Below are 16,492 nucleotides of genomic sequence, written 5' to 3'. Positions count from 1 at the left end.
GGGGACGACCTCGGTGGAAGCGAAGGCGTCGTCGTCGTGGCAGCCGGTGTTCAACGCGGGCCTGCAGTACAACCTGACGGAACACTTCGGGCTGATCGCATCGGTGACCTACATCCCGCTGAAGACGACGTCGACGGTGACGATCAAGGCGGCGGACGGCTCGGTGCTCGCCGAGTCGAAATCGGACCTGAAGGCGGACCCGATCATCAGCTACGTCGGGATGACGTACAAGTTCTGAGCGCGGCGAGAAGCCGGCGAATGGATGGTCGCGACAAAATCGCAGGCAAAAAAAAGCCCGCCTAAGTGGCGGGCTGAATCCATATCAGAGGAGACATGGAGGAGACAGTTCCAATCATATCGAATCGGTTTCCGCAATGCAACATTTCCGTAGAGAAAATAAGGATTTTCCCTCGAATGCGGCCTCTAGTTCGCCGTGACGGCACCTGACCCCTTTCCATTCTCCCGCTCGAGCACCTCGCCCAGCGCGTCGCGCAGCAGCGCGGCGGGCCGCGCCAGCCGGCCCGGCAACGTGCCGTGCACGAGCCACACGTTGATCCGCGTTTCCAGCCCCGCCGTTTCCACCACCCGCAGCGCCTCGCGATGCGCGCTGCGCGCCAGCGCGTTCGGCGGCGCGATGCCGATGCCGGCGCCGCGCGCGACGAGCGACAACTGCAACTCCGAGCCGAATGCCTCGACCGCGACGTCGAACGGCAGCCCGGCCGCGCCGAGCGCGCGGCTCAGCGCCGAACGCATTCCGCAGCCGTCCTGGCTCAGCACCCACGGATAACCCGACAGCGTATCGAGCGACAGCGGGCCGTCCGGCAGCGGGAAATCGCGCGCGGCGACGAGCACCGTCGGCTGCGTGGCGAGCAGCGTCGCCGTCAACGCGTCCGGCAGCGCCGCGCTAGCCGGCACCATCACGGTCGCGACGTCGAGCGCGCCGCGCTCGATGCCCTGCACCAGCGCCGGCGACCAGCCGGCCGTCACGCGCAGCGTGAGGCGCGGAAACGCGTCGCGCAGCCGGTCGATCGGCCGCTCCAGCGCGAGCTCCGACAGGAACGGCGGCACGCCGATGCGCAGCTCGCCCGACGGCTCGCTGTCCGGCGCGCCCGCCGCCATCAGTTCGTCGACGGCACCGAGCACGTTGCGCGCGAGCGCGTAGACGTCGCGTCCGGCCGCGGTCGGCTTCAGCGGCTTGCTCTGCCGTTCGAGCAGCGGCACGCCGAGCAAGGTTTCGAGGTTCTGCACGCGCCGCGTCAGGCCCGGCTGCGTCAAGTGGAGCTTCGCCGCTGCGGCGACCATCGACCCGCTGTCGACGACCGCGACGAACGCCTGGAGATCACGCGTATTCAAAACAAACTCGCATAATCATGTTAGACATATTTCAATTGTCGCATAAACATCAGGCACCTACGATGGGAGTTCCTTCGATTTCCAGCCCTGGCTTCCGATGAACTGCCCTGCCAACCGTTGCTCCGCCCCCGTTTCGCCCGCCGTCGCCGCGCCGCCCGCACTGAGCACGGGCATGACGCTGTTCTTCGCCGCGACAGTCGGCGTGATCGTGATGGACCTGTTCGCCGCGCAGCCGCTGACCGGCCCGATCAGCGCGGACCTGCACCTGCCGCCCGGCCTCGCCGGCCTCGTCGCGATGCTGCCGCAGCTCGGCTACGCGGCCGGGCTCGCGTTGCTCGTGCCGCTGGTCGACCTGCTCGAGAACCGCCGCCTGATCGTCGCGACGCTCGCCGTCTGCGCGGCGGCGCTCGCGCTGCCCGCCTTCACGCAGTCGGGCGCCGTGTTCCTGCTTGCAACGCTCGCGGCCGGCGCCGCGTCGAGCGTGATCCAGATGCTGGTGCCGATGGCCGCGTCGATGGCGCCCGAAGCGCAGCGCGGCCGCGCGGTCGGCAACGTGATGAGCGGGCTGATGCTCGGCATCCTGCTGTCGCGGCCGCTCGCGAGCCTGATCGCGGGCTCGGCCGGCTGGCGGGCGTTCTATCTGCTGGCCGCGCTCGCGGACGCGGCGATCGCCGTCGTGCTCGCGCTGCGCCTGCCGGCGCGTACGCCGTCGATCACCGCCAGCTACCGCGCGTTGCTCGCGTCGATGGGACGCCTGCTCGCCGACGAGCCGGTGCTGCGCCGGCATGTGCTATCGGCCGCGCTCGCGATGGCCGCGTTCAGCGCGTTCTGGACCGCCGTCGGGCTGCGGCTCGCGCAGCCGCCGTTCGCGCTCGACCTGCACGGCATTGCGCTGTTCGCGTTCGCCGGCGCGAGCGGCGCGATCGTCACGCCGCTCGCCGGCCGCGCGGGCGACCGCGGCCACGGCCCGGCCGCGCAACGGCTCGCGCACGGCACGATGCTCGCGGCGCTCGTCGTGCTCGGCGTCGCCGGCGCCGGCTGGTTCGGCTTCGATGCGCACGCGCATCGCGGCGTTGCGCTCGCGCTGCTGGCCGGCGGCGCGGCGCTGCTCGATGCGGGCGTCATCGTCGACCAGACGATCGGCCGCCGCGCGATCAACCTGCTGAACCCGGCCGCGCGCGGACGCCTGAACGGGCTGTTCGTCGGGCTGTTCTTCGTCGGCGGCGCGCTGGGTGCGGCGCTCGCGGGCAGTGCATGGGCCTGGGGCGGCTGGAGCGCGGTGTGTGGTGTCGGGTTCGCGTTCGCCGGTGCGGCGGCCGTGTTCGGGCTGATGGCCGGCCGCGGGGCCGGCGCGGCGGCGTGGGATCGGCCGGGTGCGTGAGCAAACATGAGCGGGCATGAGCGCGCGTGATGCCAGCGGCGGTGAAGCGACGATGAATCGGCGCCAAAAAGCCGAACGCCCCGCCCTCTCGCGAGGGACGGGGCGTCCGGTACCGCGTGCTCGGTCCGGAATCAGTGCCGAACCAGCGCCATCATCGCGCCGAAGCCGACGAACAGCCCGCCCGTCAGCCGGTTGAACACCTTCGCCACGCTCTGGCTCTTCAGCGTGGCGCCGATGCGCGTGCCGAACGACGCGTACACGAGATACCAGCTCACCTCGATCACCGCGAACGTGACGACGAGGATGCCGAACTGCGGCAGCGTCGGCTCGGCCGCGTTGATGAACTGGGGCAGCAGCGCGGCCGCGAACAGGATCGCCTTCGGGTTGCTGCCCGCGACCAGGAAGCCATTGCGGAACAGCACCGCGCGCGAGGCCGATGCCCCTTGCGACACGGCGTCGACGTCGGCCGCCGACACGTCGTCCACGCGGGCGCGCCACGCCTTCACGCCGAGATAGACCAGGTAGGCCGCGCCCGCGAAGCGCAACGTATTGAACATCGCCGGCCATGCCTCGAGCACCGCGCCGAGCCCCGCCGCGGAGACCGCGAGCATCAGCACCAGCGCGCTCAGGCAACCGGCCATCGTCGCGGACGAGCGCCGCAACCCGTGCCGCGCGCCGTGCGTCATCACGAGCAGCATGTTCGGGCCCGGAATCGCCGATACGACGAACACCGTCGCCACGAAAAGCCACCACGTATGCAAGTTCATGACTGCCTCTGCCTCAAATGTAGGGGGAAACGAACCGCCGATTATGCCGTGCGGATCGCGCTTTTGTCGCGCTGCTATGGCGTGTCAGCGGCCGGCGCGGCGCAGCGCGACCTCGCCGAGCACCGCGAAATCCTGGTCGCCGCCGCCGTGCGCGAGTGCGTCGAGCAGGCTGTCGCGCACGACGCTCGCCACCGGCAGCGGCACCGACGTCGCGTCGCCGGCCTCCAGCGCGAGCCGGACGTCCTTCAGCCCGAGCCGCGCCTTGAAGCGCGCGGGCTCGTAGCGCCGCTCGGCGATCATCGCGCCGTAGCCTTCGTAGACGGGCCCCGGAAACACGCTGCTGGTGATCACGTCGAGGAAATCGCGCATCGCGACGCCGTGCGCGCCGAGCAGCGCGGACGCCTCGCCGAGCGTCTCGATCGCCGACGCGAGCGTGAAGTTCGCGGCGATCTTCGCGACATTCGCGTGCTGCGGCAGCGAGCCGAAGCGCCAGGTCTTCTGGCCGATCGCGTCGAACAGCGGCTGCACGCGGTCGATCGCCTCGGCCGGGCCGCCCGCCATGATCGTCAGGCGCGCGGCGGCCGCGACGTCGGGCCGCCCCATCACCGGCGCGGCGACATAGTCGATGCCGCGCGACGCATGCGCGTGCGCGAGCGATTCGGCGAGCGCGACCGACACCGTCGCCATGTTCACGTGGATCAGCCCGCGCGGCGCCTGGGCCAGCAGCGCGTCGTCGAACACCGCGCGCGCGGCCGCATCGTCGCCGAGCATCGAGAACACGGCGTCGCCGCGAAACGCGTCGGCCGGCGTGTCGACGATCTGCGCGCCGAATGCCGCGAGCGGCTCGGCCCGCTCGCGCGACCGGTTCCAGACCCGCACCGTGTGGCCCGCCTTCAGCAGGTTCGTCGCGATCGCCTGCCCCATTTCGCCCAGCCCGATAAACCCGAGATCCATGTCCCGCTCCTTCGCTCCGTGAAGCCGCGAGTTAAACACAGATGCCGGCGCGCTGCAGCGCCTGCCGCCGGCCGGGCGCGGTGCGATACTGCACGGATGGCGACTGCACGGATGGCGACCGCGACCTTCCGCTTTCACGGCGAACTGAACGCCTTTCTCGCGCGTCAGCAGCGCGACCGGGCGTTCGAACACGCGTGTGCCCGCGATGCGACGGTGAAGCATGCGATCGAGGCGCTCGGCGTCCCGCATACCGAAATCGGCCGGCTGTACGTGAACGACGCGCCGGCCGCGCTCGACCGGCCGCTCGACGACCGCGACCGCGTCGAAGTCTTTCCCGAACGCGCACGGCCCGCGGCCGACGGGGCAACCGGACTATCAGCGGCGTCATGGCGTTTCGTCGCCGACGCGCATCTCGGCGGCCTCGCGCAACTGCTGCGCCTCACCGGCTTCGACACCTGCTACGACAACCACTACCGCGACGACGAACTCGCGGCGCTGGCCGAGCGGGAGCAGCGGATCGTGCTGACGCGCGACCGCGAGCTGCTCAAGCGGCGCGCGGTCGTGCGCGGCTGCTACCTGCATGCGCTGCAGCCGGCCGACCAGTTGCGCGAACTGTTCGAGCGGCTCGATCTCGCGCCGCACATGCGGCCGTTCCGGCTGTGCCTGCGCTGCAACGCGCCGCTGCATCCGCTCGACGCGGCGGCCGCCGCGCCGCGCGTGCCGGCCGGCGTCCGGCTGCGCCACCGGCGCTTCGCCGCATGCGACGTGTGCCGGCGCGTGTTCTGGGAAGGTTCGCACTGGCGGCGCATGCGCGCGGTGGTCGACGCGATGCGCACGCCATCGCCCGTCCGGCGCGACGGAGCGGGCGGACCCGACGAATCCGGCCCCTGAAAAAACAAAACCCCGCATGCCGGAGCATGCGGGGTTGGCCGACCGATGACCGGCAACGCCGGCCGTGGCGGTGAGCCGCTTAGTTCTGCGTGCCTGCGTCGTTGGTGCCGGCGGCCGATGCGGCTGCAGCCTTCGCCTGGCCCTTCTTCGAACCGTGGTGCTTCAGCTGGTGCTTCGGCTTGCTGTGATCCTTCTTGGCCGGTGCCGAAGCGGCGGCCGGCGTGTCGGCTGCCGGCGCGGACGCCTGTGCGAATGCCGAAACCGATGCGAGAGCGAATGCTGCGGCGATGATCGAAGCGAGCGTCTTCTTCATTGTTCTTCCTTTAGCGGAGAAAAAATCAAACGTACCGGTAATTAGAGATGCGAGGCATTCGCATCGGAGCCCCAGGCCGCGCGGCCGGCTTTCGCCGTTCCGTCGCGACAAAACCTGACGCACTGGTTCCATAACGCACCGCCTTCGCGGCAAGTTGACACGTTGCTTGCATCCTCGGGTTTCCCCGGGGGCGGGTGCGTCAGCCGGCCCCGCGCGGGCCGGACGCGCCGCCGCCACACGATGCCGCAAACCGGCTCGCGCGGCGCCGGGGCGACGCTTATACTGGCGTCCATCCGTCCCTTTCCCAGGAAACCGGATCGCGGCCGGTCACACGACCGCCGCCGTCTCGAGGCGCTCAAATTGCCCGACCACAATCTGGACAAACTGAAAATCGACCGGCGTCCGATCGCACCGGTGCCGCGCCGGCGCCGGTGGGCCCGCTACGCGGTCGCCGCCGCGCTGATCGTCATCGCGATCGGCGCCGGCCTCGCCCTCACCGGCCGGCCGACCGTCGACACCACGTCCGTCACGTCCGCCTACCCGTACCAGAACGACACGCAGCTCAATGCGACCGGCTACGTCGTGCCGCAGCGCAAGGCCGCGGTCGCGTCGAAGGGCCAGGGGCGCGTCGAATGGCTCGGCGTGCTCGAAGGCACGCGCGTGAAGCAGAACGAGATCATCGCGCGCCTCGAAAGCGACGACGTGCAGGCGTCGCTTGCGCAGGCGCGCGCGCAGGTGCAGGTCTCCCGCGCCAACCTCGGCGTCGCGCAGGCCGAACTGAAGGACGCCGAGATCGCATTGCGCCGCACGTCCGCGCTCGCGCCGAAGGGCGCGGTGCCGGCCGCGCAGCTCGATATCGACACGGCGCGCGTGAACAAGGCGCGCGCGACGTTCAATAGCGACCAGGCCGCGATCGTGTCGGCCGAAGCGAACGCGCAGGCCGCGCAGGTCGCGGTCGACCAGACGGTGATCCGCGCGCCGTTCGACGGCATCGTGCTCGCCAAGCATGCGAACGTCGGCGACAACATCACGCCGTTCTCGTCCGCGTCGGACAGCAAGGGCGCGGTCGTGACGATCGCCGACATGGAGACGCTCGAAGTCGAGGCCGACGTCGCCGAATCGAACATCGCGAAGATCCGCGCCGAGCAGCCGTGCGAGATCCAGCTCGATGCGCTGCCCGACCTGCGCTTCGCGGGCCGCGTGTCGCGCATCGTGCCGACCGTCGACCGCTCGAAGGCCACCGTGCTCGTGAAGGTGCGCTTCGTCGATCGCGACGAGCGCGTGCTGCCCGACATGAGCGCGAAGATCGCATTCCTGTCGAAGCCCGCGACAGCGCAGGACCGGCAGCCGGTGACCGCCGTGCAGGCGAGCGCCGTGGTCGAGCGCGACGGCCGGCCGGTCGTGTTCGTCGTGAAGGACGACGCCGTGCATGCGGTGGCCGTGACGAAGGGCGCGCGGATCGGCGAACTCGTCGCGGTGCGCGGCGTGAAGCCCGGCGACACGGTCGTGCTCGCGCCGGGCGCGAAGCTGAAGGACGGCGCGAACGTGACCGTCGCGAAGAAGTAGCGCGCGTGAACGCCACCCCGCCGCCCCTCGTCGAGCTCAGCCACGTCGCGAAGTCGTACCGGCGCGGCAACCAGATCGTGCCGGTGCTGACCGACATCTCGCTCGACATCGGCGAAGGCGACTTCGTCGCGCTGATGGGGCCGTCGGGCTCCGGCAAGAGCACGCTGCTGAACCTCGTGGCCGGCATCGACCGGCCCGACAGCGGCGAGCTGCGGGTCGGCGGCCTCGACATCTCGCAACTCGCCGAGGCGCAACTGGCCGAATGGCGCGCCGCGAACGTCGGCTTCATCTTCCAGTTCTACAACCTGATGCCCGTGCTCACCGCGTTCGAGAACGTCGAGCTGCCTCTGATGCTTACGCCGCTGTCGCGCCGCGAGCGGCGCGAGCGCGTCGAGCTCGTGCTCGACATGGTGAATCTCGGCGATCGCACGAGCCATTACCCGTCCGAGCTGTCGGGCGGCCAGCAGCAGCGCGTCGCGATCGCGCGTGCGCTGATCACCGATCCGGTGCTGATCGTCGCCGACGAGCCGACGGGCGACCTCGACCGCGCGTCGGCCACCGACGTGCTCGCGATGCTGCAGCGGATGAACGCCGAGCTCGGCAAGACGATCATCATGGTGACGCACGACGCGCACGCGGCCGGCGCCGCGCGCTCGCTCGTCCATCTGGAAAAAGGAGAGCTGATCGATGGGCACGCCGGCTGACCGGCGACGGGAGCGCGCGCGATGTTCGTGCTGAAGCTGATCGCGCGCAACGCGCTGCGGCACCGGCTGCGCACGCTCTTGACCGTGCTCGGGCTCACGATCGCCGTACTCGCGTTCGGGCTGCTGCACACCGTCGTCGACGCGTGGTACGCGGGCGCGGCGGCCGCGTCCAGCGGCCGGCTCGTCACGCGCAACGCGATCTCGCTGGTGTTTCCGCTGCCGGTCAGCTACGAGAACCGCATCCGCGGCGTGGACGGCGTGACGGCCGTGGTGCGCTCGAACTGGTTCGGCGGCATCTATCGCGACCCGAAGAACTTCTTCGCGAGCTTCGCGGTGTCGGACAACTATCTCGACCTGTATCCGGAATTCATCCTGCCGGCGCCGCAGCGCGCCGACTACGCCCGCGACCGCCGCGGCTGCCTCGTCGGCCGCCAGCTCGCGACGCAGTTCGGCTTCAAGGTCGGCGACGTGATTCCGCTGAAGGGCACGATCTATCCGGGCACGTGGGATTTCGTCGTGCGCGGCATTCTCGACGGTCGCGACGATTCGACGATCACGCGCCAACTGGTGTTCCACTGGGATTACCTGAACGAGACGGTGCGCAAGCGCACGCCGAAGCAGGCCGACCAGGTCGGCGTGTTCGTGCTGGGCGTCGCTAACCCCGACGACGGCGCGTCGATCGCGCGCAACGTCGACGCGGTGTTCAAGAACTCGCTCGCCGAGACGCTGACGGAGACCGAGCAGGCGTTCCAGCTCGGCTTCGTCGCGATGTCGAACCAGATCATCGCGGCGATCCGGCTGGTGTCGTACGTGGTGATCCTGATCATCATGGCCGTGATGGCCAACGCGATGGCGATGAGCGCGCGCGAACGCACGGCCGAATACGCGACGCTGAAGGCGCTCGGCTTCGGCCCCGGGTTCCTCGCACTGATCGTGTTCGGCGAATCGGTCGTGATCGCGGTGGCCGGCGGCGGGCTCGGGATTCTCGCGACGCCGCCCGCTGCGAGCCTGTTCAAGCAGGCGGCCGGCGGGATCTTCCCGGTGTTCAAGGTGTCGACCGAGACGGTCATGCTGCAGGCCGCGTGTTCGGTCGCGGTCGGCTTCGCGGCGGCAATCGTGCCGGCGTGGCAAGCGGCGCGCGTGCGCGTCGTCGAAGGCCTGCGGGCGATCGGGTAGAGAGAGGCGCGCATGGCGATCCCGCTCACCTACATCGCGCGCAACCTGTGGACCCGGCGCCTGACCACCGCGCTCACCGCGGGCGGGATGGCGCTCGTGATCTTCGTGTTCGCGACGGTGCAGATGCTCGATGCGGGCCTCACGAAAACGCTCGTGTCGACCGGCGAACCCGACAACGCGGTGGTGATCCGCAAGGGCGCCGAGACCGAGATCCAGAGTTCGATCGACCATCAGCAGGCCAATGCGCTGGAGATGCATCCGGCCGTCGCGCTCGGCCCCGACGGCCGGCCGCTCGTGTCGAAGGAAGCCGTCGTGCTGATCTCGCTCGTGAAGACGTCGACCGGCAAGCCGTCGAACGTCGTGATCCGCGGCGTGTCGCCGGCCGGCCTCGCGCTGCGGCCGCACGTGAAGCTCGTGGCCGGCCGCCCGTTCGCGCCCGGCTCGTCGGAGATCGTCGTCGGCAGCGCGATCGCGAAAGGCTTCAGCGGCACCCAGCTCGGCGACCGCCTGCATTTCGCGCAGCGCGACTGGACCATCGTCGGCATCTTCGATGCGGGCGGCAGCGGCTTCGATTCGGAGATCTGGGGCGACGTCGACCAGTTGATGCAGTCGTTCCGGCGCACCAGCTATTCGTCGATGGTGCTGCGCATCCCGAGCGCCGACGGCTTCGCGCGCTTCAAGGCCGACATCGACGTCGACCCGCGGCTGACCGACGAGGCGAAGCGCGAGCAGACCTTCTACGGCGACCAGTCGAAGGCGCTGTCGACCTTCATCAACATCCTCGGCATCACGCTGTCGACGATCTTCTCGATCGCCGCGATGATCGGCGCGATGATCACGATGTATGCGTCGGTCGCGAACCGCGTGGCCGAGATCGGCACGCTGCGCGCGCTCGGCTTCAAGCGCACCAACGTGCTCGCCGCGTTCCTGCTGGAGGCGCTGCTGCTCGGCTTCGTCGGCGGGGTCGCGGGGCTCGCGTGCGCGTCGCTGATGCAGTTCGCGTCGTTCTCGACGACCAACTTCCAGACTTTCTCGGACCTGTCGTTCCGCTTCGTGCTGACGCCCGCGATCGTCGTGAAGACGCTGCTGTTCTCGCTCGTGATGGGGCTCGTCGGCGGGTTCCTGCCGGCGATGCGCGCCGCGCGATTGAAGATCGTCGACGCGCTGCGCGCGCAGTGACGCGCGCCGCCGCTCACGCTCGACGTTCGCGCGGCACCCACGCGCCGTGGAACCCGGCCGGCACGCGGCGCGGCAGATGCACGGTCGCGACCGGTCCCGCGTCGATCGCGCGCGCATCGAGGATCACGACGTCGCTCGTATCCGTCGCCGCGCGGTAGACCATCACCAGCAGCCAGCCATCGTCCTCGTCGGCGCCACCCGGGCGTGGCACGAACACCGGCTCGCCGTTCTGGTCGCCGGCCGGCACCGCGTAGTGCATCGTCGTGCCGCGCACGTGATCGAAACGCATCACGCCGCGCATTTCCGCGTTGTTCGGCTGCTCGACCGCATACAGATAACGGTAGCGGCGCCCGGTGCGGCTTTCGTTGATGCGCGGCAGCTCGATGCCGCCGTCGGCGAGCGGCCCTTCGTCGATCAGCCCGTTCGCCGTATCGATCACGTAGCGCCACAGCTCGCCGACCGGGTTGTCGGCGAAGCGGCCCGTGCGCGCGTCGAGCCGCAGGAACGACGGATAGCGCACCGCGTCGAGCACGAGGCACGACGCGTCGCAGTCGTACGCGTTCACGACGTGCTGGATGAAGCACGGCTCGACGCCGAACCAGCGCACGTCGCCGCCGTGGCGCGGCAGCACGCCGATGCGCGCGGGCCGATCATCGTGCCAGCGCAGCGGCATCCGGTGGCCCTGCTTCAGCAGCGAGAAGTCGTAGCCGACGTTCAGGTCGAGCAGCAGGCTGCGGGTTTCGGTGATCGCGAGGTCGTGCATCATCGACGGCGCGCCCAGTTCGATCTCGAGATCGACGCGCGGCACGCCCTGCGCATCCACGACGCCGTAGCGCAGCCACGGTGCGCGCCAGTCCGCGCGGAACATAATCAGCTCGCCGGTTACCGGGTCGACCTTCGGATGCGCGGTCATCGCGCCGTCGAAGCCCGCGTGCCGCGCGGGCACGCCGAACGAATCGAGCGCGGCGGTGATCGCGAGCGGCGCGCCGCCCTCGGCCAGCGCGAGCAATTCGCCCGCATGCTGCAGCACGTTCACGTTCGGATTGGTGTCGGGCAGATGCGGCACTTGCCCGGGCGCGTGGACGGCCGCCCAGCGCCGGGTGCGCGCCCAGCGGTTCCGGTAGCCGGCCGCGCGGCCGTCGTCGAACGCGATCGCGTGCAGCATCGCGGCCTCCGGCCACCACGACAGCATGTCGTTGCCTTCGAAGCGGCCTCCCGGCGGGTTCGGGCCGTTGCGCAGCAACGTGCCGTCGAGTTCGCGCGGAATGGCGCCCGTCACGCGCAGCTCGACGATGTCCACTTCGTCGGCGACCGGCGCGAGCGCGCCGCGGTTGAGGTCGAATACGGTCATCGCGTCGGCGCTCCGTCAGCAGTCTTCGGCGACCGGCGGCAGATCGCCGCGCGCCAGGGCAAGCGCATGGTCGCGCACGTCGTCGGGCCAGCCGGCGATCAGCTCGGCCAGCCGCGGCGGATCGTTCGCATACAGCGCCCGCGCGGCTTCCTCGAAACCAGGCAGGTCGCCCGCCATCGCCGACATGAAGTGGTACGCGCGCGCCTGCGCGTCGCGCTGCCGGTCGGCCGCCGCGTGCGTGCGCCGCGCGTCCTCGACGAGCTTGCGCAGCGCCACCGACGCGCCGCCCGGCTGCGCGCCGAGCCATTCCCAATGACGCGGCAGCAGCGTGACCTCGCGCGACACGACGCCGAGCTTCGGCCTGCCGCGGCCGCGTTGTTCGCCCGCGCCCGCGCCGGCCGGCTCGCCGACGCCGCCCGACGCATCGTCCGATGGCGCCGCATAGCGCGCGCGGATGTCGTCCGCCGTGCCGCGCAGGTCGAGGTCGATCGAGCGGCCCGTCGCGTCGTCGAAGATCAGGATCGAACCGGGCATCGCGGCGCCGGCCGCCTGCCGGACCGCGAGCGCGACCGTCGCGAGCGGGCCCGATGCGAGCCGCCGGTGGCCGTCGAAGGCCGTGTACGAAGGAAGGAGTGTGGAAGAGGTCATCGTGGTCGCCCGCAGGCTGGAATCGGAATGACGCTATTTTTATCCGGGTATTAATTGGATGTCAATATTATCCGGGTAAAAACTGTCGCCAGCATGTTCCGTCCTGTGGAGCGACCGGCTTGCCGATCACACCGCCCGCGCCGACGCCAGGATGCCGCGCGCGCTGGCCAGCGCGTCGTCGAGCGACACATGCCCTTCGAACGCGGAAGACGCCGGCGGCGGCAGGTTCTCCTCGATCGCGTGCGCGAACCGCACGCCGGCATCGTCGGCAAGCCGCGCGCGCAGCGCGGCGACGCACGGGAACGCATCGCGCTCGAACACCGCGTGATAGTCGGCCCAGCGCGCGATTCCCGTGAAGTACGCGTCGGCCAGCGTGCGCCGTGCGCCCAGCAGCCACGGGCCTTCGCCGCGCTCGAGCAGCGCTTCGAGCTGTCGGTGCGCCTTCAGCACCTTGCCGCGGCCGTACGCCTGCAACGCCGCTTTCTCCGCGCCTTCGGTGTCGTGTTCGTACACGTACCACAGCGCGCCGAACGCGTTGAAGAACGTCGTGTTCAGCCACGCCAGCATCCGGTTCAGCCGGTCGAAATCCGCGCTGCCCTGCCGAAACGCGAGGCCGCTGTCGAGCGCCTGCGCGCCGATATGGCCGAGGATCGCGATGCTTTCGGTCAGCACGTCGCCGTTCGCGGTGACGAACGCCGGCGTCTCAGCGACCGGGTTCAGCGCGAGGAACGCGTCGCTCGTCACGGCGCCCGGCATCGTGATGCGCGACAGCCGGTACGGGCGGCCGGTCCATTCGAGCGCGACGATCGAGCCGAACGAGCAGCCGGCGGGAATACCGTAGAGAAGGATCGGGGACATCGGGGAATTCCACAGAAGTTGAACGAGCAGTCATGCTCCCATGGCGAACGATGGCGCAGTAGCCGCTAAAATCGAAACCCGTCGTTTCTCCATGTGGACGCTGGAAATGAATCTGAACGATCTCTACCTGTTCGTGCAGGCGGTGGAGGCCGGCAGCATGTCGGCGGCCGCGCGCCGGCTCGATCTGCCGAAATCGACGGTCAGCAAGCGCGTGGCCGAGCTGGAACGCACGCTCGGCGCGCGGCTCGTGCATCGCACGTCGCGCAGCTTCCGGCTCACGCCGGTCGGCGCCGAATTCTTCGAGCATGCGCGCGCCGCCGTGATCGAGGCCGACAGCGCGCGCGACGCGGTGCTGCGGCAGGCCGCCGAGCCGGCCGGCGTCGTGCGGATCACGAGCTCGGTACCGGTCGCGCAGCACATCCTCGCGCCGTGCCTGCCGGCGCTGGCGATCGCGCATCCGAAGCTGCTGCTGCAGATTCATGCGAGCGACCACCTCGTCGACATCGCGCAGGAAGGCTTCGACATCGCGGTACGCAGCCATTTCGCGCCGCTGCCCGATTCCGCGATCGTGCAACGGCCGCTCGCGGCGTCGCCGATCGTCGTCGTGGCCGCGCCGGCCTATCTCGCGCGGGCCGGCACGCCCGACACGCCGGCCGATCTCGCACAGCACGACGGGCTCCACCCGGGCCCGCAGCCGTGGCGGCTGCAGCGCGGCGGCGATGCCGTCGACGTGACGCCTCGCCTGCGGCTGCAGGCCGACGAATCGACGCTGCTGCTACAGGCCGCGACGGCCGGCCTCGGCCTCGCGTGCCTGCCCGACTGGATCGCCGGCGCCGCGCTCGCGTCCGGCGCGCTCGTGCGCGTGCTGCCCGGCTGGTGCGCCGGCACCGTCACGACGACGCTGCTGATGCCGCATCGACGCGGCCAGCTGCCCGGCGTGCGCGCCGCCGTCGAGTTTCTCGCGCAGCACGTGGCGCGCCATCACGGCAGCGGCAGCACGATCGAGCCGCACGCGTGACCGTATCTCGCCCGATCGATTCAAATGCTGAATCGATCAAGTCAGCAATTGGCATGAAAGCGCAAATTTCGACATGACAGAATGGCCCGGACGCCCCGCCTGCCTCGGCGTCCGGTGCCCGGCCTCCCGCCGGCGGCATCAACACACACAACGCGCGCACCGACGCGCCTGCCGCACGACGGCGCCTTCCGCCCCTCGGAGGAGACAAGTCATGAATCCGCTTCACGCGCTGCCGGCGTCCGCGTCGGCAACGGCCCGGCGCACCCGCGTGCGCTGGCTGGTGCTGGCCGTCCTGTTCGCGGTCACGACGATCAACTACGCGGATCGCGCGGCGATCGCGATCGCCGGCCCGAGCCTCGCCCGCGCGCTGCACCTGAGCCACGTGCAGATGGGCTTCATCTTCTCCGCGTTCGGCTGGTCGTACGTGATCGCGCAATTGCCGGGCGGCTGGCTGCTCGACCGCTTCGGGTCGCGCATCGTCTACGCATTCAGCATCTTCTTCTGGTCGTTGTTCACGCTGCTGCAAGGCGGGATCGGCTTCTTCGGCGGCGCCGCCGCGTTCGCGCTGCTGTTCGGGCTGCGCTTCCTGGTCGGCGCGGCCGAGGCGCCGTCGTTCCCGGCCAACAGCCGGATCGTGTCCGCATGGTTCCCGGCGCCCGAGCGCGGCACCGCATCGGCGATCTTCAACGCCGCACAGTACGCGGCGACCGTCGTGTTCGCGCCGCTGATGGGCTGGCTCGTGCACGCGTTCGGCTGGCAGTCGGTGTTCGCGGTGATGGGCGTGCTCGGCTTCGCGTTCGTGCTGGTGTGGAACCGCACGATGTACGACCCCAAGGACCACCCGACCATCAACCGCGCGGAACTCGACTACCTCGCCGAAGGCGGTGCGCTCGTCAACATCGACCAGTCGACCGGTGGACGCGACGGCGGCCCGTCGCTGCGTCACGTGAAGGCGCTGCTGAGAAACCGGATGCTGGTCGGCGTGTACGTCGCGCAGTACTGCATCAACGCGCTCACCTACTTCTTCATCACGTGGTTCCCCGTCTATCTGGTGCAGGCGCGCGGGATGTCGATCCTCAACGCGGGACTCGTCGCGTCGATCCCGGCCGTGTGCGGCTTCCTCGGCGGGATTCTCGGCGGCGTCGTGTCCGATGCGCTGCTCAGGCAGGGCCGGTCGCTGTCGGTCGCGCGCAAGGTGCCGATCGTGATCGGCATGCTGCTGTCGATGTCGATGATCGTCTGCAACTACACCGATTCGCACGTGATCGTCGTGGTGTTCATGGCGCTGTCGTTCTTCGGCAAGGGGCTCGGCGCGCTCGGCTGGGCCGTCAACGCCGACACCGCGCCGCGCCAGATCGCCGGCCTGAGCGGCGCGCTGCTCAACACGTGCGGCAATCTTTCCAGCATCACGACGCCGATCGCGATCGGCTATATCGTCGACCGCAGCGGCTCGTTCAACGGCGCGCTCGTCTATGTCGTCGCGCACGCGCTCGTCGCCGTGATCTGCTACCTGTTCGTCGTCGGCGAAATTCGCCGCGTCGAGCTTCAATGAACGGCGCGGGCCGCGCCGGCGCGCCCGGCGGCCCGCACGCCACCGGAACCAGGAGCGAACCGATGTCCGAATCCAGCCGTGCCGGCACCCCGCGCGTCACGCGCATGCAGGTGATTCCCGTCGCCGGCCGCGACAGCATGCTGCTCAACCTGTGCGGCGCACATGCGCCGTACTTCACGCGCAACCTCGTGATCCTCGACGACAGCAGCGGGCACACGGGCGTCGGCGAAGTGCCGGGCGGCGAAGGCATCCGCCACGCGCTCGAGCGCATGACGGATCTCGTCGTCGGCCAGTCGATCGGGCGCTACCAGGCGACGCTCAACGCGGTGCGCGCGGCGCTGTCCGGCGCGGGCGCCAGCGCCGGCCGCACGATCCGCCACGAAGTGACGTCGGCCGGCGAGGCGGCGGTACTGCGTCAGCCGCACGAGATCAACCTGCGGCTCGACAACGTGATCACCGCGATCGAAGCCGCGTTGCTCGACCTGCTCGGCCAGCACCTCGACGTGCCGGTCGCGGCACTGCTCGGCGAAGGCCAGCAGCGCGATGCGGTGCCGATGCTCGCGTATTTGTTCTACATCGGCGACCGGCGCCGCACCGATCTGCCGTATCGCGACGAGGCGCAGGCGCGCGCCCCGTGGTTCCGGCTGCGCAACGAGGCGGCGCTCACGCCGGCCGCGATCGCGCGGCAGGCCGAAGCCGCGGTCGAGCGCTACGGTTTCGCCGATTTCAAGCTGAAGGGCGGCGTGATGGCCGGCGCCGACGAGATGGAAGCGATCGCGGC

15 protein-coding genes and 2 pseudogenes are annotated in these 16,492 nt (G+C 70.1%); 10 read left to right on the top strand and 7 right to left on the bottom strand.

Annotated features, from left to right (window positions below):
- The coding region (locus JMF90_RS03530; protein WP_305790738.1) for an OmpW family outer membrane protein at positions 1-238 on the top strand (238 nt) is incomplete at its 5' end.
- Positions 239-423: 185 nt separating this feature from the next.
- Here JMF90_RS03530 and JMF90_RS03525 read toward each other — a convergent pair.
- Positions 424-1,353, bottom strand: coding sequence for a LysR family transcriptional regulator (locus JMF90_RS03525; RefSeq protein ID WP_201316682.1), 930 nt, complete (start codon positions 1,351-1,353; stop codon positions 424-426).
- A gap of 97 nt (positions 1,354-1,450) precedes the next feature.
- Between JMF90_RS03525 and JMF90_RS03520 the strand changes: the two genes are divergently transcribed.
- Positions 1,451-2,734: an MFS transporter gene (locus tag JMF90_RS03520; protein ID WP_175809460.1), complete on the top strand. Its 1,284-nt coding sequence runs from the start codon at positions 1,451-1,453 to the stop codon at positions 2,732-2,734.
- A gap of 131 nt (positions 2,735-2,865) precedes the next feature.
- On the opposite strand, the gene JMF90_RS03515 is transcribed toward JMF90_RS03520, so the two are convergent.
- Together JMF90_RS03515 and JMF90_RS03510 are read right to left on the bottom strand one after the other, a co-directional pair.
- The gene (locus tag JMF90_RS03515; protein ID WP_175809462.1) at positions 2,866-3,501 is read right to left on the bottom strand and encodes a LysE family translocator; all 636 of its coding nucleotides are present in this window, start codon (positions 3,499-3,501) and stop codon (positions 2,866-2,868) included.
- Between the two features lie 84 nt (positions 3,502-3,585).
- On the bottom strand, positions 3,586-4,677 hold the full coding sequence (locus JMF90_RS03510; RefSeq protein ID WP_268905808.1) for an NAD(P)-dependent oxidoreductase: 1,092 nt from the start codon (positions 4,675-4,677) through the stop codon (positions 3,586-3,588).
- On the opposite strand from JMF90_RS03510, the gene JMF90_RS03505 reads away from it, so the two are divergent.
- A complete protein-coding gene (locus JMF90_RS03505; protein WP_175809464.1) occupies positions 4,567-5,346 on the top strand; it encodes a Mut7-C RNAse domain-containing protein in 780 nt (259 codons plus the stop codon). The genes JMF90_RS03510 and JMF90_RS03505 overlap by 111 nt on opposite strands.
- Before the next feature lie 79 nt (positions 5,347-5,425).
- On the opposite strand, the gene JMF90_RS03500 is transcribed toward JMF90_RS03505, so the two are convergent.
- Positions 5,426-5,659 carry a hypothetical protein gene (locus tag JMF90_RS03500; RefSeq protein WP_023477920.1) on the bottom strand — a complete coding sequence of 78 codons (234 nt, stop codon included), beginning with the start codon at positions 5,657-5,659 and terminating at the stop codon, positions 5,426-5,428.
- A gap of 360 nt (positions 5,660-6,019) precedes the next feature.
- Between JMF90_RS03500 and JMF90_RS03495 the strand changes: the two genes are divergently transcribed.
- Genes JMF90_RS03495 through JMF90_RS03480 form a run of 4 tightly spaced genes read left to right on the top strand, consistent with a single transcriptional unit; the run spans position 6,020 to position 10,284 of the window.
- Positions 6,020-7,225: an efflux RND transporter periplasmic adaptor subunit gene (locus JMF90_RS03495; RefSeq protein WP_175809467.1), complete on the top strand. Its 1,206-nt coding sequence runs from the start codon at positions 6,020-6,022 to the stop codon at positions 7,223-7,225.
- Between the two features lie 5 nt (positions 7,226-7,230).
- Positions 7,231-7,929 (top strand): ABC transporter ATP-binding protein, encoded by a 699-nt coding sequence (locus tag JMF90_RS03490; protein ID WP_175809469.1) that lies wholly within the window; start codon positions 7,231-7,233, stop codon positions 7,927-7,929.
- Positions 7,930-7,950: 21 nt separating this feature from the next.
- Complete coding sequence (locus JMF90_RS03485) at positions 7,951-9,105, top strand: ABC transporter permease (RefSeq protein WP_053525291.1); 1,155 nt, start codon at positions 7,951-7,953, stop codon at positions 9,103-9,105.
- A 12-nt stretch (positions 9,106-9,117) separates the two neighbouring features.
- Positions 9,118-10,284 carry an ABC transporter permease gene (locus tag JMF90_RS03480; RefSeq protein WP_012327733.1) on the top strand — a complete coding sequence of 389 codons (1,167 nt, stop codon included), beginning with the start codon at positions 9,118-9,120 and terminating at the stop codon, positions 10,282-10,284.
- 13 nt (positions 10,285-10,297) lie between these two features.
- Here JMF90_RS03480 and JMF90_RS03475 read toward each other — a convergent pair whose 3' ends face one another.
- From JMF90_RS03475 to JMF90_RS03465, 3 genes are all read right to left on the bottom strand, one after another.
- Positions 10,298-11,635 carry a carotenoid oxygenase family protein gene (locus JMF90_RS03475; protein ID WP_175809474.1) on the bottom strand — a complete coding sequence of 446 codons (1,338 nt, stop codon included), beginning with the start codon at positions 11,633-11,635 and terminating at the stop codon, positions 10,298-10,300.
- Between the two features lie 15 nt (positions 11,636-11,650).
- Entirely contained in the window at positions 11,651-12,283 is a 633-nt protein-coding gene (locus JMF90_RS03470) for a DUF2239 family protein (protein WP_175809477.1), read from the bottom strand.
- 126 nt (positions 12,284-12,409) lie between these two features.
- A complete protein-coding gene (locus JMF90_RS03465; protein ID WP_175809479.1) occupies positions 12,410-13,141 on the bottom strand; it encodes a glutathione S-transferase family protein in 732 nt (243 codons plus the stop codon).
- Between the two features lie 40 nt (positions 13,142-13,181).
- On the opposite strand from JMF90_RS03465, the gene JMF90_RS03460 reads away from it, so the two are divergent.
- From JMF90_RS03460 to JMF90_RS03450, 3 genes and pseudogenes are all read left to right on the top strand, one after another.
- The gene (locus JMF90_RS03460; RefSeq protein WP_054928255.1) at positions 13,182-14,159 is read left to right on the top strand and encodes a LysR family transcriptional regulator; all 978 of its coding nucleotides are present in this window, start codon (positions 13,182-13,184) and stop codon (positions 14,157-14,159) included.
- 163 nt (positions 14,160-14,322) lie between these two features.
- Positions 14,323-15,711 (top strand): annotated as a pseudogene (locus tag JMF90_RS03455) (MFS transporter); the annotation flags it as partial.
- 62 nt (positions 15,712-15,773) lie between these two features.
- Positions 15,774-16,492, top strand: a pseudogene (locus JMF90_RS03450) (glucarate dehydratase); the annotation flags it as partial.

It is taken from the genome of Burkholderia sp. E168m23, from assembly GCF_016586125.1.
Taxonomy (GTDB): domain Bacteria; phylum Pseudomonadota; class Gammaproteobacteria; order Burkholderiales; family Burkholderiaceae; genus Burkholderia; species Burkholderia orbicola.
This window is presented reverse-complemented; position numbering and strand designations above follow the sequence as displayed.